Origin of the sequence: Prosthecobacter sp., from assembly GCF_029946185.1 — a bacterium.
Lineage (GTDB): Bacteria > Verrucomicrobiota > Verrucomicrobiia > Verrucomicrobiales > Verrucomicrobiaceae > Prosthecobacter.
Genome location: NZ_JAQSEA010000127.1, coordinates 1 through 25,662, shown reverse-complemented (window position 1 = coordinate 25,662; position 25,662 = coordinate 1). Strand labels below are relative to the sequence as shown.

Here is a 25,662-nt window from a genome sequence, read left to right as displayed (position 1 = left end):
CGCCCGTGAACTTGGAGCTTTAAACCTGAAGCATTAAACTCCCCCGGCTACGGCTTCACCAAAAAGAAGGCACGGAATCCATCCAGCAGCGGCAGGTTCGTCACCTCCAGCCCAGTGGTTTCATCCAACCATTGGGACTGCGGATTGAGGAGGTAGTTTTGATATACGGCGGTCGCAGGATCAGTGTCGCCGCTCCAGAGGCGCAGGCGGGAGCCGATGGCAAAAGGCTGCGCACCGGGAGCCTGCGCGGTGGCCAGGCCGGTGCCGGTCAGCGCGGTGCCTGCGTTCTGCGGCAGCGCGAGTGCGGCGCTGCGGACTTCACCCACGAAGGTCAGTGTGGCCTCCGTGCTGCGGATCTGCACCAGCATACCTGTCTGCGGCGGGATGATGCGGGCAGCATCATTCACGAGTGCGGTGTCGCCATCACGCACCCACTGCGCGGTGCCGTTGGCGGTGGTCTGCAGCCAGTCGATCTGGAACTGGCCGCTCGCGCTGTCAAAGAACATGATGCGGTCCGCCGTCTCCGCCGCCGTGGCAGGCTGCAGGCCGGTCACCGGCAGCAGTGCTCCCAGCGTCCAGTGCGGACGGATGCAGATGCGCGCACCGGCCAACGCGCTGTCCGCGCTGGTGGTGAGAGCAATGTTGCCGCTCGAAGAGCCCGTGGCATCGAGATCCATGGTGCGGCCTTTCAGCGCACCGCTGAGTACTTCCACATAGTAGCTCACGCCATTCTGCAACTGCGTGCGGATGTCACCGCCATTGGTGTTAAGAACCACCGTGCGCTCACTGACCGAGGTGACCTGGCCCGTATAAACAGCAGGCAGCAGCAGCGGCATGGACAGCGACTCACGCCCCACGGCGAACTGCATGCGCGCCCAGCCCTGCACTCCGGTGGTGGCGGTGGCTTCAGGCGTTCCGTCGAGATTCGCATCCAGTGTGACTTTGATGCGCAGGAAGCCGCGTGCCGCACCGCTGAAGACGGACTCCACCTGGCTGTAGCGCAGCGTTTCCGTCTGATCCGCGTTGATCGTGGTTGCAGGCGTGAGAGCCTGCGTGGTCCATGTGGACAGATCGTTGCTGCCTTCAAGGGAGTAGCGCAGGTCCGCATGCGAACCCGCAGGCCGTGTCAGCACCGCGTCGATGGCCCCCGTCACGGTGTTGCTCACCAGCTTGAAGCGCGACACACCCAGGCCGCTGCCACCCGCCGTGCCCAGCGCGTACTCCAGCAGGTTCGTCTGGCCGTCCGAATCCGGATCATCATTCGGACTGTTGAGTCCGCTCAGGCTGTTCTGCGACTGCCATCCAGTAAAGGTGGCCGGGGCGGAGTATGTGCCGGGATTCGTCGCCAGATTGCGTTTCAGCTCCACTCCATCCGGCGCACCTGAGCCGGCCAGGAAGCCAAAGTCGACGGTCATGATGCCCGAGTCATCCGCAGCATCATCCATGAATGACTGGAAGCCATTCTCACCAGAGGTCGCGGTCACGCTGCTGTTCAGCGGCATAGTGCCGTAGGCCAGATTGATGAGGCCAGAGGACACTCCCGTCACATCAGGCTGCGTGGCATCGCCGCCATTTTCGTCAAAGCGGTCATCCTTGCCTGTGTCCGCATTGGTGGTGAGCTGCACGTTGCCAATGCCCAGCACCGAGGTCATACCATAGAGTGGTGCACCCGTGGCAAACATGCTGGCAGGAATGTGGACGTAGTAGGCCGCAGGCGAGGTGGCATAGAGCAGGTAGGTGCCGTCCGCCGCAGTCACCGCTTCAGACACCGGCGTGTCCGTCACACCCTGCGCCTGCTGGAAGAGCCGCACGGTGACATTGGCCATCGGCACATCGATGCCAGACTCATACGTACCGTTCGCATTGGCATCACGGAAGATCAGATTGCCCACCATGATGGCCTTTGCCTTGAGTCCCAGATCGATGGTGAGATCGATGTTGGCGTCATCCGCATTGTCACTGGCCTTGTCGTAACCGGTTTCGCGGCCGTCCGTGTCAGTGGGCAGCGTACCAGCCAGCAGGGAGAATTCGGCGGTGACCACTCCTGTCGTCTCAGGGTTGGCGGCAGGCTGTGCGTTCTGGTTCAGATTGTCGTCATTACCATTGGTCGTCAGCGTGCTCGGCACCAGGAAGTTTAGCGGGCCGCTGCTGCTGAACTGCGCGGCGGGGATGCGCACCTTGTACGTTTGTGGAGCAGCCGCCGGCGGCGCATACATGAGATAGCCGCCGTTCGCGTCGGTCGTGGTGGTGACCACAACTGTGTCCTCACCGCCTGCGCCGTTATTGTACACGAGCTCCACCTGGATACCCGCGAGGGCGGTGTCGATGCCGGCCTGGAATTTGCCGTCTGCGTTCGCGTCACGGAACACCAGATTGCCCACTCCCAGACGGGTGGCGAAACCAAAGTCGATGGTGAGGTCGCTGTTGCCGTCATTGGCATCATCCGAAGTGCCTTCGAAGCCCCCTTCCATCGCACCGGTCGGTGCTGCATTGGCTGTCAGCGTCACCGCCGGTGCCGTGATGCCCACCTGCTCAGGACTCTGTGAATCGATGCCGTGTTCACCCAGGTTGTCATCCCCCGTGGTGGTCTGGTTGCCACGCAGCGACATCTTCCGGTACAATGGCCCTGGACCCACCGGACCGCCATTGATGCTGATGGAGGCCTTGAAGTTGTCTGCCGCTACATGCACCGTGTAAACACCGGGGTTGAGATTGGTGAAGAAGTAACGGCCGTTGGCATCCGTCGTGGTGCTGCGGATGTAGCTGGTGGAGCCCGCCGTGCCGCGACCGGCATACAGCAGCATCCAGACCCCAGGCACACCTTCACCCGCATCCGCCACGCCGTTGTTGTTGGCGTCATTGAAGACCAGATTGCCGATGTTCATCAGGCTCGGCAGCGTGCCGCCTGTGAAGCCCATGTCGATCGAGAGATCCACATCCTCATCATTGTACACGTCCTGTGAGGTGAGGAAGCCAGACTCACTCGTGGTGGACAGCGGCTCCGTGCCGTAGGCAAGAGAGAAGACCGTTGAGCTCACGCCCGTGCTCGCCGGATTGGCCGCATCCAGACCGTTTTCATCCACGTCGTCATCCTTGCCGTCGTCACTGCCAAAGCCCGGCACGGATGAAGTGCCAAACAGTGCGGCACCGCTCGCAAACTCACTGGCCGGGATGTGGAGGAAATACTGGCCTTCCTCATACGTGTTCAGCAGGAAGGTGCCGTCGATGCTGGTGTACATTTCCATCACCGGCGTGCTGCTGGCTGGATTGTCACCCACCTTGAAGAGGCGCACCTTGGCCCCAGCCACACCGAAATCCTGACTGTCGTAGAACCCGTTCGAATTCACATCGCGGAAGATCAGGTTGCCCACGCTCAGCGGCTTCGGAGCAAAGCCAAGATCAATCGTCAGATCGGTGTTCGCATCGTTTAAGACGAAATCACCATAATCATAATCATCGGTCTCGGAGTAGTAGCCGGTTTCCGCCGTCGCGGCAGTCGGAGCATTGTTCGGCACGAGGGTGAAGACAGCTGTGCGTGCTCCATCCACCAGCACGGAGCCGGTCGTGTAACCATCTTGCTGCGTGTCATCATCTCCAGCCGTCGTGGTCGGAACTCCGTCACCAGCCGTCACCGGTTTAGACGGCACAAGATTGGCCAGCGCACCACCGTCCTGGAAATTGCTGGAAGGAATGCGCACATGGTAGCTGCCCGGTGCCACGCTGAAGCTGTACAACCCACCGCCGTAGGTCGTCGTGCTGCCCATCGCCACCGTCGCGTTCACATCACTGGACCACAGCTCAACCGTGACGTCATCAATGCCGTATTCGAGGTCTGGATCTAAGAGGCCGTCGTTGTTAAGATCATCGAAGACCACATTGCCGACGCCCGCGCTTCTCACGAAACCGAGATCGATGGTGAGATTTGTGGACGCATCGTTGATGTCATCACTGGAGCCCAGATAGCCGCCTTCCTGACTCCCCGTCGGCGCGTTGGTCGGAGTCAGCTCAAACACCGCAGTATGGATGCCTTTGATGGAAGGGTTGCCGTCATCGATGCCGTCTTCGCCTACATTGTCATCGCCGTTCTGCGCACCGAAGATGCTGGCAGTGCCGAACAGCGGCCCATAATAGTCAAACTGCCCTGCTGGCACGCGCACAAAGTAGCGGCCCGGTGTGAGATCCGCGAAGAGATAGCTGCCGTCCGTGTCCGTGGTGGTGGTCGCCACCGGTTCATCAAACGGAATGAACGCGCCTTCGTTATAGAGTTCCAGTGTCACACCGCCCACGCCTTCACCAGCTTCCGCACGACCGTTGTAGTTCGCATCCAGGAACACCAGATTGCCAACCGACACCGAGCGGAAGAAGCCGAAATCGATGGTCAGGTCCGTGTTGGCATCGTTCACATTATCCATGCCAGCGTTGCTGCCAAACTCACCGAGAGAGTCGGTGGGCTCGTCCCCCGGTGACAGGTGGAATGGCGCGGAGATGATGCCGGTCGCGGACGGATCAGCCACATCGATGCCGTTTTCATCCACATTATCATCCACGCCGTTGTCACCGCCGTCGCCCGGCAGTGAACGCCAGCCGGAGAGCGGTTTGCCGGAGGCGAATTCCGAAGCCGGAATCAAGATCTTGTAGTCGCCTTCCACCAAATTATTGAAGACGTAGCTGCCGCCGTTGTTCGAGACCACGGTGGCGGTCGGATTGGCAGCATTCACATCCGCAGCCGCATCAAAGAGCTGTACTTTGACACCGTTGATGCCTTCGCCCGTGTCATAGAGGCCGTTGCCGTTGAGGTCCACGAACACCAGGTTGCCCACGCCGACGCCGTTCGGATTGTTCGGTTCAAAGCCGAAGTCGATGGTAAGGTTGAAGTTGTTGTCATCAAAGAAGTCGATGTCCTTGAATGCACCGCTTTCACCGGGGGCACCCCCCGGCTCCACATCCATCGGCTCCGCATCCACCGCCAGCGTGAAAACCGCGCTGCTGATGCCGTTGAGGAATGGCGCCGTGTTATCAATGCCGTTTTCACTGTTTGGCACATCATCATCCAGCGCAGCGGAGGCGCTGCTCACACCCGTGAGGGAGTTGAGGCCGTTGAGCGGACGCCCCGGCTCAAACTCCGTATACGGAATGTGCACGACGTAGTCCCCCGCAGGCAGCGCATCGAAGAAGTAATGGCCGCCATTTTGGGTGATCTGACTGAAGAGAGGCACCCCAAAGCCGGGTGTCTGATTGCTGCGGTAGAGCTCCACCGTCACACCGTCCACACCTTCGCCCACGTCAGCCTTTTCGTTTCGGTTGATGTTATCCACCCACACCAGATTCCCCACACCGACCGGAGTCTGGAAGCCGAAGTCGATGGTCAGGTCGATCGCCGCGTCGTTCTGGTTGTCAGAGGTGTGTTCAAAGCCGGTCTCACCGCTCTCATCCGTCGGCGCATTGCCGGGATAGAGGCTGATCACCAGTGATGACACGCCATTGTCCGTTGGCAGACCAGCATTGACGCCATCTTCACCCACATCGTCATCTCCCACGATGCCTTCAAGAATGCTGATGCGCTGGTACAGCGGGCCGTCCTCCTGGAACTGCGAAGACGGAATGTGCACGACGTAGTTGCCCGGACGCAGGAAGCTGAAGCCATAGCGGCCAAGCTGATCCGACGTGGTGAAGGCAAGCGGATTGTCCACTTCCGGGAACTGCGTATCGGTGTAGAGTTCCACCCTGACGCCGGCCAGGCCTTCTTCGGGGAAGGCGTCATAGTGGCCGTTCGAGTTTTTGTCAGTGAACACCATGTTGCCCAGTGCCACCGGACGGAAGAGACCGATGTCCTGCGTGAGATCAATATTGATGTCAGCGAGGTCGGTGGAGGAGTCGAAGCCCGTCTCCCCTGTCGCGTCAGTCGGAGCCTGATCACGCACCAGATGGATGGTCCCGGTGCTCACACCCGTGATCCACGGCTTGTCGCTCGGCAGCGCATCCTGGCCGGTATTATCATCACCCGCAGTGACGACGGGCAGGCTGTAAAGACCCCGCAGATTGCCGCCCGATTCAAACTGATAGGACGGCAGATGGAGGAAGTACTGCCCCTGCCACAGATTGCTGAAAAGGAAGAGACCACCGTTTGCTGTGGCGGCTGAAGCCACCGGCAGCGTCACTCCAGGAACGTCACCCAAGCGATAGAGTTCAATGGACACATCATTCCGGCCCTCGCCCACGTCGAAGCGGTTGTTGCCGTTGTCATCCACAAACACCAGATTGCCGATGCCCATGATGCCGGGCTCCACAAAGCCGAAGTCCACCGTCATGTCACCATTGGCGTCCACCGCGTAGTTGTCCAGTTCACCGCCGGTGCCAAATTCCGCACCGGAGGAGCCGTTGCCCAGCGGCTCCGTACCGGGCATCAGCGTGATCAGCGGACTTTTCACCACCGTCTTCGGACCACCGGGCTGACGTCCATTGTCATCACCGTCGATCTGGTCATCCAGAAGGGACGAAATCGGACTGCTGTAGCCGCTGCCCGCCAGAGGCAGCCCCGTCACAAAATTCAACTCGGGTATCTGCACCTGATACACGCCCGGAACCTGGCCGGAGAAGTAGTAGAATCCGTTGTTGTCCGTGAGGGTCCAGCCGACGAAGTACTCCGCGCCATCAGCCGAGTCGCCGTTCAGATCCTGCCACAGGTCCACCCGCACGTTGGGGATTCCCAGCTCTGCCGCATCCTGAATGCCATCGGCATTTTCATCATTCCAGACCACTGAGCCGATGGCCACGGAGTCGGGCAGCGGCGCAAACGGACGTCCGATGGCCAGATCACGCGGGCCGGACCAAATTTCAAAACCCGGGCCCGGAGGTCGCGGGATCGGCACTTCATGCACCTTGACCAGACCGTTGGGCGCACCGGTGATTTCCACACTGACGAGCGCACCCGTGTTGTAGGTGTTGTAAGTAGCGTTAACCGGCTTGCCCCAGCTATAACCGGCGATGTACAGCTTGTTGTCGGACGGATTGAACTCGATGTCACGCGTGTCCACCTCGCCTTTGCCGGCACTCGAGAGCGTGGCAATATGCTTCGGCAGTCCCGGTGCAGCCGGCGTGCTAAGGTCAACGCTGAAGATTTCGCCATCAGAGCGGTTGATGCCGTAGAGCGTGCTGCCTTCGATGTCGATGCCCGAGATCAGCGCGATGGACTGCCCACCCGGCACCATGTCAATGAGCTGCGTGTCGGTGACGATGGTGTTGAGCAGCTCCCCCGTCGTCGTGCTGTATCGGCGCACTTCACGGATGTCGTCGGTCTGCAACACGAGGTAGAGATTGCCATCCGGGCCGAAGTTCATGTCTTCCACCTTCATCTGCGTGATGAAGGTGTAGCCGCCTGCCGTGGTGGTGATCGGCTGGGCCAGCTCACCGTCCGGCGCTTTCTGGAAGCGTACCACGCGGCCACCACCCGAATCATAGACATAGAAATTGCCGTCCGGGCCGATGGCGAACTGCGTCACCAGGCTCATGCTGGTCTCGCTGTTGTCGAGCACCAGGCCGAGATCCTCACCTGCGGGGCTGTACTTCCGCAGATTGCTGGCTCCGTAGTGGGCCACATACCAGTTGCCGTCCGGACCCAGCTCCATGCCATATGGCACGTCGTTGTGGTCCGCATTTCCCTGGCTGAGGTTGTTGCCAAACGCAGACACCAGCGAGCCGGCATACAGACCTGTGGTCGCATTGAAGGTCTGGATGCTGTCCGCCTGAGTGGCGGAAACGTAAATGCTCGGCGTGAAATTAAGGAAGCCAAAGTCGATCGTGAGTTCTTCATACGTGCCGCCGCCGGTGCCCGGCTCATCTGCGGCGGTGAGGGTGATCACGGGGCTGTACACCGCGCCACCGCTGAGTTGGATACCGTTGTCATCGTTATCGACTCCATTGTCGGCAAATTGGGTGGCACTGCTGGACAGGGGCTGTGCGGCCGGCGCACGCGGGATGCGCACATAGACTTTCAGCGGCGGCACCGAAGCAAAGAGGTAGGCCCCGCCACCGCTCGTCGTGGTCGTTTTCAGCATCACATCATCCGTCCCGCCGACGCTGCCGTCCACACCTGTATTCCACAGTTCCACGGTGACTCCGTCGATGCCCGGCTCACCGCTGTCACGGATGCCGTTGTCATTCGTGTCCTGCCAGACGAGGTTACCCACGTTCATCCCGCGGAAGAGGCCGAAGTCGATGGTATTTTCCGTGTCCGCGTCACCATCATCCACCGTCGGTTCGCCACCGGTGGTGAGAGTGACGATGGGGGAGAACACCGGCGTACCGGGACCCTCGGGCTGTGAGGCCGCGTTGTTGTCATTGTCCACGCCATTGTCCAGATTCACCGGAATGCCGCCGATGATGTTCAGCTCCGTTGGCATCAGCACCCGCATGAAGTAGGTGCCGGGCTGCAGATTGATGAAGCTGTACAGTCCCTGGCCATTGGTCGTCGTGCTGCTGAGCATGAGATCACTGTTTGGCCCGCTGCCGCCGATGGCGTTGTCCGCCCCCGCATCCCAGAGCTCCACCGTGATGTCGCTGAGGCCCGGCTCTCCCACGTCGCGCAGACCATTGAAATTGCTGTCCTCAAACACGGTGTCACCGAGGCTGAGTCCCTTCACCAGCAGTGCGTAGGATTGCGTGGCGGAGCAGTTGTTTGCATCCGTGCTGCGCACAGTGAAGTTCGCCGTGCCATACACCTGGGCCGAGCCCGCAACCACTCCGCTGGCGGAGACCGTGATGCCCGCTGGCGGAGAGCCTGCGATCACCGCATACGTGTAGGGGCCCGTGCCGCCGCTGGAGCTGAGCTGCTGGCTGTAGGCAAGACCGTAATACGCGCTGCTCAGCGAGGTGGGTGTGATGCTCACCGTCGGGCAGTTGACGGCCAGCGTGTAGAGCTGCGAGGCGGAGCAGTTGAACGAATCCACCGCCTGCACCGTAAAGGACGCCGTCGTCGCCTGCGTTGGCGTGCCGGAAATGAGACCGCTGTTACTCATCGAAAGCCCGGTCGGCAGCGTGCCGCTGGCCACACTCCAGGTGTAGGGAGCACTGCCGCCTGTTACCGTCAATGAGGCTGTGTAAGCCGTGCCCACCACGCCGTTTGTCAGTGTCGCAGGAGAAATGGTCATCGTCGGGCAGAGGATGGTGATGGTGTAGGGCTGCGTGCCCGGCGCACCGTTCACATCCAGCGCCTGCACCGTGAAGGAGTAGGTGCCAGGAGCCGCCGTGGTGGTGCCGGAAATGGCGCCTGCGGTGGAGATCGACAGGCCGGTCGGCAATGTGCCCGTCAGCTTGCTGAACGTATATGGCGCAGTGCCGCCGGTCGCCGTGAGCTGCTGGAAGTAAGGCACCAAACGCACGGCATCTGACAGCGTGGACGGCGTGATGAAGATCGGCGGATAGTTCACCGTGAAGGTGTAGGACTTCGTGGTGGAGCAGTTGTCCGCGTCCGTGGCACGCACCACGAAGGTGCTACTGCCCAGCGTCGTGGGTGTGCCGCTCAGCACGCCATTGCTGCCTAGCGTCATGCCCGTGGGCAGCACGCCGGAGGCCAGACTCCAAGCATAAGGTGACGTGCCGTTGGCCGCCGTCAGTGTCTGGCTGTAAGCCGCATACTGCACTCCCGCTGGCAGCGCCGCCGGGGTGATGGTCAGCGTCGGACAGGCGATGATGATCTGCAGCGCCTGGGTGACAGAGCAGGTCACAGCGTCCGTGGCCTTCACCGTGAAATCGTAGGTGCCAGGCACGGCGGTCGGAGTCCCAGAGATCAGACCAGCGGTGCTCATCGACATTCCCGCAGGCAGCGCCCCTGAGACGATCGTCCAGTTATACGGCGAGGTGCCGCCGGACGCGCTGAGCTGCTGGTTCGGATACGCCACATTTTTCGAGGCATTAGGGAACGTCGGTGCCGTGATGGTGAAGGACGGGCAGTTCACCGTGATCGAATACACTCCCGACTTTGCGCAGCCGTTCGCATCCGTAGCGGTGACGGTGATGTTGTAGCTGCCCGGCGCGCTGGTCGGCGTGCCGCTCAGCACTCCGCCACTGCTCAGCGTCATCCCGGTGGGCATCGTGCCGGTGAAACTCCAGGTGTAGGGGCTGGTGCCGTTGCTCGCGGTCAGCGTCTGCGCCGTATAGGCCGCATACTGCGTCGCCGCAGGCACCGTCGTCAGCGACAGTGTCAGCGTCGGACAGGTAACCACCCAGGTGAAGGAAATATCAAGCGCACAGCCATTGGCATCCGTCGAGCGAAGCACAAAGCTGTAGCTCCCCGGCGCACCTGTGATGGTGCCGGAAAGCAGTCCGCTGGTGGAAAGTGTCGCGCCGGTGGGCAGCGTGCCCGACGGCCGCGTGTAGGTGTAGGCCGCAGTGCCGCCCGTCGTGGAGAATTGCTGGCTGAAGACAGCCCCTTGCACCACCGAGGCCAGCGTCGTCGGCGAGAGCGTCAGCGTCGGGCAGACCACCCCCAGCGTCATCGCCTGCGTGGCGGAGCAGTTGGAGGCATCCACCACTTTCACCGTGAAGCTGTAGGATCCCGTCGCCGCCGTGGGACTACCGCTGAGCACACCTGCGCCCGAAAGCGTCAGCCCGCTCGGCAGCGTGCTCCCGCTGGCAAGACTCCAAGCATACGGCGAGTTCCCACCGGCGGCACTGAACGTGGCGGAGTAAGCCGATCCCTTCTGCGCATTCGTCAAAGTCGCAGGCGTGATCGTGATCACCGGGCAGGAGCGCAGGGCGAAGTCGATGGTATTTTCCGTATTCGTCACGCCGGTGCTGCCGGGCTCACCACCTGGAGTCAGAGCAACCACCATGCTGTTGACCACCGAACCCGCACCACCCGGCTGCGAGCCGTTGCTGTCATTGTTCACGCCGTTGTCAGCAGTGACGACCGTGCCGCTCGCCAGCGAGTAGGCGGCCGGCGGGGTCAGGCGGATGTAGTAATTGCCACCCGTGTACACTTTGAAGCTGTAGGAGCCAGTGCTCAGCGTGGACGTCGTCTGCAGCACCGTGTCCGCATTGAGCGCGGTGCCGCCCACGGCATTGTCTGCGCCGGGATTCATGAGATCCATCTGCACGCCGCCCACACCGGTTTCCGCTGTATCCTTGAGCCCGTTATTGTTCGCGTCATTCCACACCAAGTCGCCCACGGTGATGCCGGTGAAGAGACCGAAGTCGATGGTATTGTTGCCATTGGCGCCGTCACCATCCACGATGGTCAGAGGTTCTGTGCCCACTTGAAGATCGATCACCGGACTGTACACAAACGTGCCCGCACCGCCCGGCTGGCTGCCGTTGTTGTCATTGTCCACGTCATTGTCCAGCGTCACCGCCACGCTGCTCATACCGGGCACGCTCACCGTCGGAGTCACACGCACGTAGTATTTGCCCGGCACCAGATTGGTGAAGGCATACGCCCCTGCACTGCTGGTCAGCACGCTGGCTCCCACCTGCGTATCCGCATTCACCCCGCTGCCGCCGATGGCATTGTCCGCACCCGGGCTGAAGAGCTGTACCGTCGCGCCGCTGATCCCCAGCTCGCCGCTGTCGCGCAGGCCGTTGCTGTTGACATCATTCCACACCAGATTGCCGATGTTCACCCATGGCGACACCGAGCACGGCTCAGTGGCAATCGTGAACACACCGGAAGCATCCGTCTCAAAGGAGCCTTCCGTGGTGTAGCTGAATGCAGTCAGTGCCCCGTTGCCGTCATAGGTAGGTGCGCTGTTCAGATCCACCATGTGCAGCACCACGCCCGTGCTGCCGCCGGTCTGGATGCCTTCCCACGTCGCGGAATTGACGCCCATCGCGCTCCAGTTTGTCGCGTTGTTCACGCGGCTCACATCGATCACGCATTGGAAGCGCACGCTGCTGCCGGCTTCCGTGACCTTGTTCAGCAAAACGTCGCCCGCCGTGCTGTTGCCCGAGACCGTGCTCACCATCAGGTTCGCCGCTGTCTGCCAGCTCTGATAGCCGAGCGTTGCATCATACTTGTAAATGGTCACGCTGGGACTGCTGCGTGTGATGCCGTCCACATACACGATGGCATGATCCGCAGTCGCAGGGTTCGCCCCCGTGCTGACGAGGAACCACAGCGCATCCACCTTGGAGCCACCGATCTGGTTGAACGTCATGTCCAGATTCAGACGGCTCAGCGCGGCATCATAGATTACATCCGCTTTGTTCATCGTAGCCACACCGCCCTGCGTGTAGTTGAAATCGTACGCCTGTGCCGGCGTCCATTCCGTGGCTCCGGTCAGCACGCCGTCGGCGTTCGAGTCCATGGCCAGGAAGTGATAGCAGCCCGTGGCGCTCGGGCCGCTGGACTTGAAGCCGAAATCAATGGTCATGTTGCCATTGTTGTCATCGGTATCATCGATGGTGTTGAACGCGCCGCTTTCTCCGTTCGTGTTGATCGGCTCGCCGCTGTCACTCAGGGAGATCAGCGCGCTGCTGATGCCGTTGACCGCAGGCTGCGCGTTGTCGATGCCGTCGTCATTGCCCACGATGTTGTCATCCACATCGTTGTCCGAAGAGCTGGAGGGGAAGATGGAGACCGTGTTCACCAATGCCTTGCCAATCGCAAATTCAGACGCCGGCACGCGCACATAATAGAAGCCAGGCACCACATTGCTAAACATGTACTGCCCACGCTTGGCGGTGGTGGTGCTGGTCGTCGTGCTGGTCACAAACGAACCCGCGCTGTTCAGCAGTTCCACGCGCACGCCGCCGACGCCTTCTCCTGTATCGTAGACGCCGTTGTTGTTAGCATCCTTGTAGACCAGATTGCCGATGCTGCAGAAGGTGGGCCGCAGGCCAAAGTCGATCGTGTTGTCGATGTTGCTGCCAAACGGTGCCAGCAGGCTGCCCGGCTCCGTCAGTGCAGAGAGTGTGATCATCGGCGAATAGATCGCCGCTCCCGTCGCAGACTGTGTGACGCCGTTGCTGTCGTTGTCGATGCCGTTGTCCGCATTGCTGCTGGTGCTGCTGCGCCTTGGGTGCGTGATCGGCGGCGTCAGCTTGACGTAATACCTGCCCGTGCCGAGTCCGCTGAAGCTGTAAAGACCGTCGCTGCCCGTGGTGAAGGTCGTGCCCACCTTCACATCGTCACCATTGTTCACCGTGGAGTCGGTGGAGCTGTACAGTTCCATCTGCGCGCCTGCGACGCCCGTCTCACCCACATCAACGAGGCCGTTGTTGTTCGTATCGGAGAAGACGAAGTTGCCCAGGGTCATTGCGGCGCTGAAGCCGAAATCCACCGTCATGTCCTGGTTGCCACCGCCGCTCGCCAGATTACCAGGCTCCTTGCCCAGCGTCAGATTGATCACTGGACTGGACACCGCCGTGCCCGCACCACCGGACTGAATGCCATTGCTGTCATTGTCCACCCCGTTGTCCAGGTTCACACCCGGAGACGCCGTCGGCCACATCGGATCAGGCGTTGGCAGACGCACAAAGTAATTGCCCGCCGTCAGCCCGCTGAAGAGGTAGTAGCCGTTGGCATCCGTGGTCGTGGTGGAGAGGATCTGATCATCCCCCGTGTTCGCCAGCGAGTCCGCGCCGGGGCTCACCAGTTGCACCGTGACGTTTTGCAATCCGGGCTCACGTGGGTTCTTGATGCCGTTGCCGTTCGTGTCCGCCCAGACGAAATCTCCAATCGCCAGCGACTGCGGATTGGTGGTCGCGTCGCCCTGCAGCAGGATATTGTCGATGTCGATGTACCCGGAGCCATCACCGCCCCAGAGATAGACTTCGATCATGAAGGACTTGCCTGCGAGTTCTGCCCCCGTCGGCAGCACTGAGGCACCGCCGATGGCGCTGGTCCATGCGAGGTTCATCGAGTACCACGAGCCGGTGGCGGAAAGCTGGAAGACGTCCGTCGTCACCGTGCGCATCGTCGCGCCATCCATCCATGAGAGTAAGACCTTCCCCTGCACCGGTGCTGTCGAGCCCACACGGTACACATCAAACAACAGGTTGCCGATGTTGCCCGTCGCCGTCGGGTCCATGTCAAAGCGGATCCACAGGCTGTCAGGACGCTGCACCAGTGTGCTCGGCACGGCATTATAGCCCGTGTCATACGCAGAATCCCAGTCGCGCATGCGGCGTGAGAGTGCGCCACTGCGGATCGGTCCGTTGTTCGTCGGCTCGCTGATGTCCTTGAGGCCGTTCATGTCGTCCTCGATCTGAATCTTCGCCGCATTCACCACGGCGGAGTTTTTGTAGCTCGGTGGTGCAGGCAGGCCGCCGCTGGCCGTGTTCAGATTGTATTCGAGCAGGTTCGCGATCGAAGCCGGCACCGCACGCAGCGCAAAGTCCAGCGTGTTGTCCGCATCGCTGCCGCCCACCACATCACCGGGTTCGCGGCCCACTGCGAGCGTGAATATCGGGCTGGTGATGGCCGTTCCCACGCCGCCTGCCTGCACACCGTTATTGTCATTGTCCACGCCATTGTCCAGCGCGACCTGCGGGCCGGAAGAAAGCGGATACGCCGTCGGCGGCGTGGCTATTTTCACAAAGTATTTTCCAGGGGCCAGTCCGGTAAACGCATACGCCCCGGCACCGTCCGTGGTCGTCGTGCCCTGAGACACATCATCCCCGTTGCCGATCACCGCGTCCGTCGTGGAGAAAAGCTGCACCGAGACGCTGCCGATGCCCTGCTCTCCCAAATCACGCGTGCCATTTTGATCCGTGTCCTGCCACACCAGATTGCCGAGAGAGAGACCGTTGATGACGGCGATGTAATCACGCGTGCCAGAGCAGGTCGCGCTGTCCAGACCGCGCACCGTGAAGCTAAAGCTGCCCGCTGCCGTCGGCGTGCCGCTGATGACGCCGCTGCTCGTGTTCAGCGTCACACCCGGTGGCAGGCTGCCTGCCGTCACTGAGTAAGTGTATGGGCTGATGCCGCCGGTGGCGGTCACCGTCTGGCTGTAAGACACACCACGATAACCCGAGCCTAGGCTGGTCGGGCTGAGGCTCAACGTTGGGCACACCACCGTCAGGGTGATCGTCGCCGTGCCGGAGCAGGCATACGAACCGCGTGCAGTCACAGCAAAACTGTAGCTTCCGGGTGCTGTCGGCGTGCCGCTAATGACTCCAGCGGTGCTCAGCGCCAGGCCGGACGGCAGGCTGCTGCCCGATTGCAGACTCCAGGTATAAGGAGCCGTCGCGCCGGTAGCTGTCAGCGTCGTGGAATAGCTGTTGGCGACTGTGGCATTCGGCACCGTCGTCGGCGTGATCGTGACCGTAGGGCACTGCAACGTCAGCGCGTATGCGGCCGTGCCGGGACAGTTGTTCTGATCCATCGCCTGGAGGGTGAAGTTAAAGGTGCCCGCGGTGTCCGTGGGCGTACCGCTCAGCAGACCTGCGGAGCTCAGCGTCATGCCGACGGGCAGCGTGCCGGTTTTGACCGTCCATGTCTTCGTCCCCACACCACCGCTGGTGGTAAACTGCTGCGAGTAGGCCGTGCCCACCGTCGCGGAGGACAAGGAGGATGGAGTGATGGTGATCGCCGCGCAGTTCACCCCCAACGCCAGCGCCTGCTGTGCCACACAAGTGTTCAAGTCACTCGCCTGCACCGTGAAGTTGAACGAGCCCACCGCCGTCGTCGTGCCGCTGATCAGGCCTGCAGAGGAGAAGGTGATGCCCGCAGGCAGCGTGCCGGAGGCCAGCGTCCAAGTGTAGGGCCCAGAGCCGCCTGCCGCCGTGAGTTGCTGGCTGTAGGCAACCGTCGTCGTGGCCTGCGGCAGCGTCGTCGGTGTGATGCTGATCAGCGGACAGTCAAAGAGAATGGAATAGTCACGCGTACCAGCGCAGCCAAACGAATCCGTCGCTTGCACCCGGAAGCTGTACGTTCCCGGCACTGCGGTCGGCGTGCCGCTGATGACACCCGCCGTGCTGAGTGTCAGCCCCGTGGGCAGCGCACCGCTGACCAAAGACCAGGTGTAGGCCGGGTTCCCGTTGCTCGAAGTCAGGGCCTGGCTGTAAGCCTGATACTGCCGACCGTTCGGCAGAGTGGTCGGACTGATCGCGATGGCCGGGCAGTTCACACGCACCGTGTAGCTGCGCGTGCCCGAGCAGCTTGAGCTGTCCGTGCCGCGAATCACCACCGTGTAATCTCCTGGCGTCGCCGTCGGCGTGCCGCTAACCAATCCAGAGTTTGACAGGCTCATGCCCGTTGGCAGTGCGCCGCTCTGAATGGAGAAAGTGTAGGGGGAGCTTCCGCCTGTACCATCCAGCAGCACAGCGGTATAGGCGGCATACTGCTGCGCATTGGGCAGCGTGGCCGGGGTGAGTGAAATAGTCGGGCAGATGACTTTTACCGTCAGCGCCTTCGTGCTCACGCAGTTATTGGCATCACGCGCACGCACCGTGAAGGAATACGTGGCCGGTGCGGAGCCCGGTGTGCCGCTGATGACGCCCGCGCTGCTCAGACTCATGCCGGTCGGCAGCGCACCGCTGGTGATGTCCCACTGATACGGCGCCGTGCCGCCCGTCGCAGTCATCGTCACCGCCGTGTACGACGCATACTGCGTAGCATCCGTGAAGGTGCTCGGCGAGATGCTGAGGGTCGGGCAGCCCACTGTCAGCGAGTAGCTGCGCAGACCGATGCTGCTGTAGGAGTCCGTGGCGCGCACCGTGAACGGGTAGCTCGTCGGCACCGCCGTAGGAGTACCGCTCAGCACGCCAGTCGTGGCATCGAGAGTCAGCCCAGCGGGCATGCCGTTGTTGCCGCTGTGGGTGATGGTATAACGTGCCAGCGCCTCGTTGGAAGTCAGCGCGCGGTTGTAGATCACGGCTTCATCCAGCGCACCATTCCAGCTCGTGCTCGTCGTGGCGCTACCACCCATCACCAGCGGCTGCGTCGAGTGGTTGATCGCCGTCGTGAAGGCTTTCGAGGCGATCTGCACGCCGTTGACGTAGAGGCGCAGAGTCGTGAGGTCATACGTGGCCACCACATGGTTCCAGTTTCCCACCGTCACCGGCGCATCGACAAATTCAGACGAACCTGCCACCGAGTTCGTGCCATTGATCCAGAAGCGCACAGTGCTGCCGCCGCTGCGCTGGATCAAACCATAACCATTGGCCGGAGCGGTCGCGCTCGATGTCTTCTCGATGAGGATCTGATCCGAAGCAGGCGTGGCGCTGGCCGGACGCACCCAGGCTTCCAGACTGATCTGCGCCGGACGCATCACCGACTGATCCGCCACTTGCAGGTAATCATTCACTCCGTCAAAGCTGAAGGCCCTGCCCACAAGACCCGTGGTGAAGGCCACGCCATTCATGAGTGCGCCGTTGTTGCCAGCGACCACTTCCGTCCCGCCGTTTTCACCCGGCCACCACGCGGCAGCTCCGCTCAATGCGGAAGGTCCGTAGCTCCAGGTGTAGGGTGCGGTGCCGCCTGAGGCTGACAGATTTTGCGTGTAGGCCGCATACTGCGTCGCGGCAGGCAGCGTGGCAGGAGTGACGGTCACGATCGCGTTGCTCAGCATCAGCGTATAGCTCTGCGTGCCCGAGCAGCCCTGGCTGTCCGTGCTGCGAACATTGAAGACGTAGCCGCCGGGCGCGGCGGAGGCTCCCGGAGTGCCGCTGATGACACCTGCGCTGGTCAACGTCATGCCACTGGGCAGCGCACCACTGGCGACGGCATACACATAGCCGCCCGAGCCACCACTGGAGGTCAGCGTGAGCGGATTGTAGGCCACATACTGCGTGGCCACCGCCACCGTGCCGGGGCTGATGGTCAGAGTCGGACAGCCGCGGAAACCGAAATCGATGGTGTTTTCGCTGTTCGAATTGCCGGAACTCCCCGGCTCACCGCCCGCTGTCAGCGTGATCACCGGACTGATCACCGCCGTGCTGATGCCGCCGGTCTGGATGCCGTTGCTGTCATTGTCACGACCGTCATCCGAAGTGTTCACCACGCCCGAGGCCAGCGGATACTCCGACGGCGGCGTGGGAATGCGAACGCGGTAGTTTGCAGGCTGATAAACCGTAAAGCCATACACACCCGAGTTGTTCGTCGTCGTGCTGGCGATGACCGTGTTCACCGTGCCATCAAGCAGTTCCACCGTCACTCCCGAGCCCACACCGGTTTCAGTGCCGCTGCTAAAGACTCCGTCATTGTTCGCGTCGATGAAGAGCTGATTTCCAAGCTGGATGCCGGAGAACAAACCGAAGTCGATGCTCAGTTCGGTGTCGGGATTGGTGTCACCATCATTCACCGGCTCCGTGCCGCTGGCCAGCGTGATGACCGGACTGTAGATGTAGGTTCCCGGACCGCCCGGCTGGCTGCCGTTGTTGTCATTGTTCACACCGTTGTCCAGCGTGACGACGTTGCCGCCGGTCGCGGGAATATTCACCGGCGGCGTGACGCGCACCACATACTTGCCGTCGGCCAGTCCGGTGAAATTGTAAGCGCCCGCCGAGTTGGTCGTCGTGCTGGCGATCAGCAGGTCGTCCTCATCTCCGGCAATGTCATTGGCGCTGCGGAAGAGTTCAACCGTGACGCTGCTGATGCCAAGCTCGCTGTTCGCACCCGTGTCGCGCACGCCGTTTTTATTCGCATCGTTCCACACCAGATTGCCCAAGGTCAGCGTGGCCGTGGTATTCACTTGGCAGAGATAAACCAAGTCCGCAGCCACCGCATTGGTGCTGCTGCCGCCGGAGAGCGCCAGGCTTGCTGAGTCGATCTGTGCCGTAGAGGCGCCACTGGCGATGCGGAAGTGGTAGGTAAACTGACGCCACAGCGGCTGCGTGCTGTTGGCGGAGGCTTCCGTCCAGTTGTTGTAATCGGAAGCACCAAAAGCCGAGTACGAAACCGTGCCAGCGTTGTATCCGCAGCACTGGCTCACTCCCGGAGCCGTGGCGCTCATTTCACCCTGCGGCACAGTGTAGTATTGATACAGGCCCGGCGTCGCTCCGGTGATGATCTGGAAGATCTGCGCACTCGCACCGAGATTCCACAAGATTGAAGCCGCACCTGACGAGGCGCTGGAAGCCCACACGCTCAGTTCATATTCTTTGCCCGCCTGCAGCACGCTGCTCCAGTTGCCGCCACCCGCAGGCAGCAGATTGACGGCTGAGTTCGTTCCCTGCATCAGCACCATGCGCTTGCCATGCCGGCTCTTCACACTCTCCACCCACGATACCTTGGAGCCGCTGCTTCCTGCGGCGACCTGCACGCGCTGCACCGGCTCGCCGATGCCGCTGGTGCCATTCGTGCCGCCGAGCCATTGGTAGGCATTGATTCCGCTGCCAAACGAGGTGCCCGTGCCGTTATAGCCCAGCACGGTCGTGGCGGTGCCTGTCGCGTTTGGCAGTCCGAGGAATTCAAAGCTCGGGTTATCGAGGAGATTGGTGATCTGACATGGGTTCGCATTGGCAAAGCCGATGTCGAAGGTGCTGTCGATGTCCGTGTCGTCGCCATCGACGCCAGCGCCGGGCTCCGTCCCGGGATACAGATTGATCAGCGGCGTGACCACGGCGATTCCAGCCACCGCCTGAATGCCGTTGTTGTCATTGTTCACGCCGTTGTCCAGCGATACCTGGCTCGTGCTGACCTTGGGGTAATACGTCGGCGGTGTCGGGATGCGCACGTAATAGACGCCCGGAGCCAGACCGTTGAAAAGATACAGACCATCGGAGTCGCTGGTCGTGGAGGCCAGCAGCACGTCATCGCCGCTGCCGTTGTTCACCACACCGTTAATACCTGGCGACCACAGCTGTACGGGAAGATTGGGCACGCCACTTTCATTCGAACTGCGCAGGCCGTCATCGTTCATGTCCACCCACACCTGATTGCCGGTCCCCATGCCTTTGATGTTATAGGTCACCGCAGTCGCGATGCTCACGCAGCTATAAGCGTCCGTGGCACGAACAGTGACGGTGTAGGTGCCCAGTGTCGTCGGCGTGCCGCTCACGCTGCCATTGCTGGCCAGGTTGAGTCCCGGTGGCAGGCTGCCGCTGACCAGCACAAACGAATACGGTGCAGTGCCGCCGCTCGCGGTGATGCTTTGGGCAAAGCTGGTTTTAAGGTAGCCGTTCGGCGGCGTGGTGCTGCCCACCGTGATCACCGGACAGACGGGCGTGAGGGTATAACTGCGGGAACCCGCGCAGCCGTTCGCATCGGTGGCGGTAAGGGTGAATGTGACGGGCGTGTTCGCGGTGGCCGTGCCGCTGAGCACTCCCGTGCTGCTGTTGATGCTCAGCCATGCGGGCAGGCCCGTCCCGCTCCAAGTCAGCGGCGTCGCGCTCGTGCCGCTGGTGGTGATCGTCTGCGAATAGCTGAGACCAAGGAATGGCGCAGGCAGCGTGGTCGGGCTGAGCGTGATCACCGGGCACACCTGCATCTGATAGCTCGCGGAACCCAGGCATCCCTGCGAATCCGTGATCCATACCGTGATGCTGGCTTTGCTGCCGTCTCCCGTCGCCGCCATACCGCTGATGACGCCGCCGCTCGTGAGCGTGAATCCTGCCGGCAGCGTGCCGCTGTTCAAAGTGTAGGTGTAAGGCCCCGTGCCGCCGCTGCTCGTCAAAGTCTGCGAATACGCGGTGCCCGCCGTGGCGCTCGGCAGCGTGCTCGGCGTCACCGTGAAAATGGTGCAGCGTGGGTCCACGGTGTAAATCTGTGTGGCCGCACAGCCGTTGGCATCCGTGGCATTGATCGTGAAATTGCCCGGGCTGTTGTTGTTCGGCGTCCCGGAGATCTTTCCGGTCGTGGCATTCAGCGTGCACCATGCAGGCAGAGCACCGCCGACCACGCTGTATTGATAAGGTGCCGTGCCGCCCGTGGCCGCAACCGTCTGCGAATACAACTGGCCCACCGTCGCCGGTGGCAATGCCGCAGGAGACAGGGTGATGGCGGGGCAGACTTGCAACGCCGACCACACCCGCGAGCCAACGCAGCCGTTCGGATCGGTGGCCGTAATGGTGAAACTGGCCCCGAGGCCGTTCGCCGCCGTCGGCGTGCCACTGATGACTCCATTGGTCGCGTTCAGCGACAGTCCCGCAGGCAGGAGGCCGCCCGAAACTCCCCAGACATAATCCAGCCAGCCCGACACCGGCTGCAGGCTCAGGTTCGGACCGGACCACAACAACTTCATCACCGCTTGACCGGCGTTTTCATAATACTCGACCCGGATGGGCACCACGACCCCTGCCGTCAATGTGACCGTGGCGGTGTTGGTCGCGGCAGACTGATCCACCCAGCGGTCAATGACCAGTGTGTTGTTCACCCAGACACGGACACCATCATCGCTCGTGCTTTGGAAGGTGTAAGTGCCCGAGGTCGCCGGACGGACAAATCCGCTCCACCGCACCGAGAACTGGTCCAACGGAACCAGCGGATCAGGAGAGTCATTGACCCAGTCATAATTGATGGACGTTTCCTGGCGTGTCAGCAACAGCGTCTCGAAGTCCATGCCCGAGAAATACTGTCCGGTCAGACCGGACGCAGGCGAAGCACTCAGCGGCTGGCTGTAAGGCACGCCCACTTTAGCCACAGCGGGAGACACCGGAGTGATGGTGATTGCGGGACACACGGGTGGCAGCGTGTAGCTCCGGGATGCAGAGCAAAGATTGGCGTCCGTGGCGGTGACGGTGAAGGTGACGGCGGTGGAGTTTGTCGGCGTCCCTGACAAAACGCCGGTGCTCGCATTCAAATACAACCAGCTCGGCAATCCTGTGGCACTGTACACCACCGGCATGGCGGTCGTGCCGGAAGTCGTGATCGTCTGGGCATACGGCGCACCGATCAGCGGAGCTGGAAGCGCGGCGGGGTTCACCGTGATCACCGGACAGATCTTGATTTTCAGCGCCTGATCTCTGAAGCAGGTGTTCGCATCGATGGCACGCACGGTCACCGTCGTGCCGTTCACCCCGCTCGTCGGCACCGTAGGCGTACCGCTGATGCTTCCCGTGCTGCTGATGCTCAAGCCTTCCGGCCATGTGCCAGAGGACTTGCTCCAGGTGTAAGGCGTCGCGCTGCTGCCGCTGGCGCTCATCGCTTGTGAATACTCACTGCCGACGAGGCCGTTGCTCAGTGTCGTCGGTGTCATTGAGATGACCGGGCAGGAGCGGAAACCAAAGTCGATGGTGTTTTCAAAACTTGAACTCCCTGTGGCCCCCGGCTCCGTTCCGACAGCCAGCGTGATCACCGGACTGATCGAAGCCGTTCCCGCACCGCCGGTTTGCGCACCGTTGCTGTCATTGTCCACGCCATTGTCCGCATAAACCGTGAGTGTCGCCGACGAATAAGCCGCAGGCGGCGTGGGAATGTTGACGCGGTAAGTTCCGGGTGCCTGCCCGCCGAAGAAGTAAGCGCCGCTGGCGTCGGTCGTCGTGGCCAGCAGCACGTTGTTCGTGGTGCCGTCCAGCAACTGCACCGTGATGTTCGCCTGACCGGATTCAGTGCCGGATTGATAGATGCCATCGCCGTTGATGTCAGCAAACACGAGGTCGCCAATGCTCACACCGTCACTCAGTGCAAAATCAACGGTGAAGTCGGTGTTGGTGTTGGAGTCGCCATCGTTCACCGACTCCGTGCCGGGGATCAGCGTGATCATCGGGCTGTAGATCGGCGTACCGGGACCACCGGGCTGCATGCCGTTGTTGTCATTGTCCACGCCGTTGTCCAGTGACACCACCACACCTGAAGTCACCGGAAGTGACGCCGGGGGAATGACCTGCACATAGTAGGAACCGGAAGGAATGCCGCTGAAGACATACACACCGCTGCTGGAGATGGTGACCGGGGTCGAAATCTCGTAGTCAGCATTCACGCCACTGCCGCCGCGCACGCCGTCCGCACCTGGATGGAACAGATGCACCACCGCGCCCACCGCGCCCGGCTCACCGAAGTCTTTGATGCCGTTGCGGTTCGTGTCCTGCCAGACTGCATTGCCCAGGCAAAGCCGGGTGTCTGCCACCGCCACTTTTTGGAAAACCATGGTATCTTCCTGGCCGGAGGGGTTGTCACCATAGACGCCCATCGTCGTGCCGTCGGCGGAGATGCCGTCACCACCGTTGTAGATGTTCCAGAAGGAGTATGCACTGTCCTGCACCACGTGGCCGTCAGAGGCAAGGAGGTCCGAAATGCGCGTGTACAAATCCGTCGGCGTGTCCCACATCACCGCAAAACTGCCAGTGGATGCACTGCTATACATCGAACCGAGCACGCGGCCGGTGTCGCTGACTGCACCGACGATGCCGCCGAGATTGTCTTGGGGCAGGATGCGGGGCAGATTGGTGCGGGTGCTGGTCTGGGTGTCATACACGAAGGGTGTCGGGACGCCGGAAAGGCGCTGGCTGGAGCCGATGTAGCGTCCGCTTGGGCTTACGCGGCCCGCGTTCAACGAACCGCCGGTGAAGCTGACCACCACCGTGTCGTAACCCCCTACAGGACTGCCGCTGAGCACTCTACTACCACCGCCACTGTCCGTCACCAGCAGCATCGTGCCGTCGGCGGAGGCATCGATCACCTCACGAACGCCGAAAATAGCGGTCCAAGCACGGGTGCTGAGATTCCAAAAACCGCCTTGGGTTGAGAGGGGGCCGCCGGGGCCGTCGGGGTCTACGGTGCCGAAGGCGTAGGCGCTGTCGGTGGTCAGGGCGCATGGCATGGCGCTGATGCTGGCGCGCGAGTCATACGGTGTCAGGAGACGCACGACGCTGCCGTTGGTGGCATACCATGGAATGATATTGACCTTGGCACCGGTGGTCCACTTCTCGTAACCGACGGCATCGCCGCTGTCGTTCACATCGCGACCCATGGCATAAGGATGTGTCGGATTCAGCAATGGAACGTCCACGCTGACGTTCGTGAGCGTGTTCATGAGGAAAGCGTGGGATTTCAGTCCGGTGCGGATGCCGGTGATCCAGCGGCCGTTCGGGGACATGTTGTAAAGGCAGGAACCGAGACCGGAATTTTCGCCACCGAGCACGTCACGGCCGAGACGTGTCACCAGATAAGCACCGCCGACGCTTTGATTGAGCGGCGTGGGGCAGTTGGAAACGACGTTGGAGGAGATGGTGATGCTGCGCGTGATCGTTGTCTGGCAGGCGGTGGCGTCGGTGACTTTCACCGTGAGGGTGGAACTGCCTGCGACTGCTGGCGTGCCGGTGATCGCGCCGGTGGAGGTGTTGAAGTTCAGGCCTGCGGGCATCGAACCGCCGGTGAGCGCGTAGGAGTAGGGGGCACTGCCGCCTGCGGTGATGAAGGTCTGCGAATAGCTGGAGCCGACCATGCCCACGGCCAGCGTGCCGGGGCCGACACTGATGACGGGGCACTGCGGGGTGATCGTGTAGCTAAGCGAAACGACGCAGCCGTTGGCATCTGTGGCGCGGATGGCGAAGGTGCGTGAGACCGAGCTTGTGGGCGTGCCGCTGAGCACGCCGGTGGTTGCGTTGAAGGTCACTCCTGTGGGCAGCGTGCCGCTGACGAAGGACAGGACATACGGTGAGGTACCGCCGGTTGCAGAAAGCGTTTGCGAGGAACTTGTGCCCACTGTCCATGTGGTGGTGAGAGGAGACAGGGTGATGACGGGGCAGATTTTGAGGCTGATGATCTGATCCTTCAGACAGCCGTTGGCATCCATGCTGCGCACGGTGAAGCTGCTGCCAAGACCATTGGCGGTGGTGGGCGTGCCGCTCATGACTCCGCTGCTGCTGAGCAGCAGTCCTGGTGGCAGGGTGCCGTTGCTGATGGAGTAGGTGAAGGGAGAGGTGCCGCCGCTGGAAGCGAGAGCCTGACTGTAAAAGGTGCCGACTGTGGCTGCTGCAGCGGTGGTGGGTGTCACGCTGATGGCGGGGCAGACTTGCAGAGTCAAAGTCTTGGAAGTCTGGCAGCCATTGGCGTCCGTGGCGCGCAGGGTGAGGCTTGCGCCGCTGGCATTGACCACGGTGGGCGTGCCGCTGATGACGCCACCGTTGCTGAGGGACAGGCCCGTCGGCAGCGTGCCACTGGTCAGCGCCCAGGTGTAAGCGGCACTGCCCCCGATAGCGGAGAGCGTCTGCGAGTAAACCGTACCGACCACGGCCTGCGCCAGTGCGACAGGCAGGATGCTGATGGTGGGGCAGACCGGCGCGAGGGTGCAGGCGAGGGTTTTGGCACAGCCGTTGGCATCCGTGGCGCGCACGGTGAAGGCTGCTGAGGCCGTGTTGGTTGGCGTACCGGTGATCACCCCTGCAGTGCTGAGGGTGGCCCATGCAGGCAGCGAACCGCTGGCCAGAGTGAAGGCGTAAGGAGAGGCCCCGCCGCTGGCGGAGATGGCCTGCGAATAGGCGACACCCACCGTGGGTGTGACCAGAGTCGCAGGTGCGAGTGTGACCACTGGGCAGATTTGCAGTGACAGAGTTTGTGAGCCCTGGCAGTTGTTGGCATCATTGACCCGCACGATGATGGAGCCGGCCGGGCTGGCCGTTGCCGTGGGTGTGCCGCTGATGACGCCGGTGGTCGAACTGAGCGTGAGACCGGTGGGAAGCGTACCGCTGATGAGCGTCCATGAGCTGTAAGGCGCAGTGCCTCCGCTTGCGGCCAGTGGCTGAGAGTAGGCTGTGCCCACGGTGCCTTGAGCGAGCGTCGTGGGGCTGAGGGTGATCGTCGCGCAGGAAGGGGTGAGGGTGTAGGCGCGGGTGCCGACGCAGCCG

The 25,662-nt window shown here is 61.9% G+C and carries 1 protein-coding gene; it reads right to left on the bottom strand.

What is annotated here, in order from left to right; all coding sequences use genetic code 11:
• Positions 1 to 47: 47 nt before the first annotated feature.
• On the bottom strand, positions 48 to 25,613 hold the full coding sequence (locus PSV43_RS10565; protein ID WP_300196566.1) for a putative Ig domain-containing protein: 25,566 nt from the start codon (positions 25,611 to 25,613) through the stop codon (positions 48 to 50).
• Between the last annotated feature and the right edge of the window lie 49 nt (positions 25,614 to 25,662).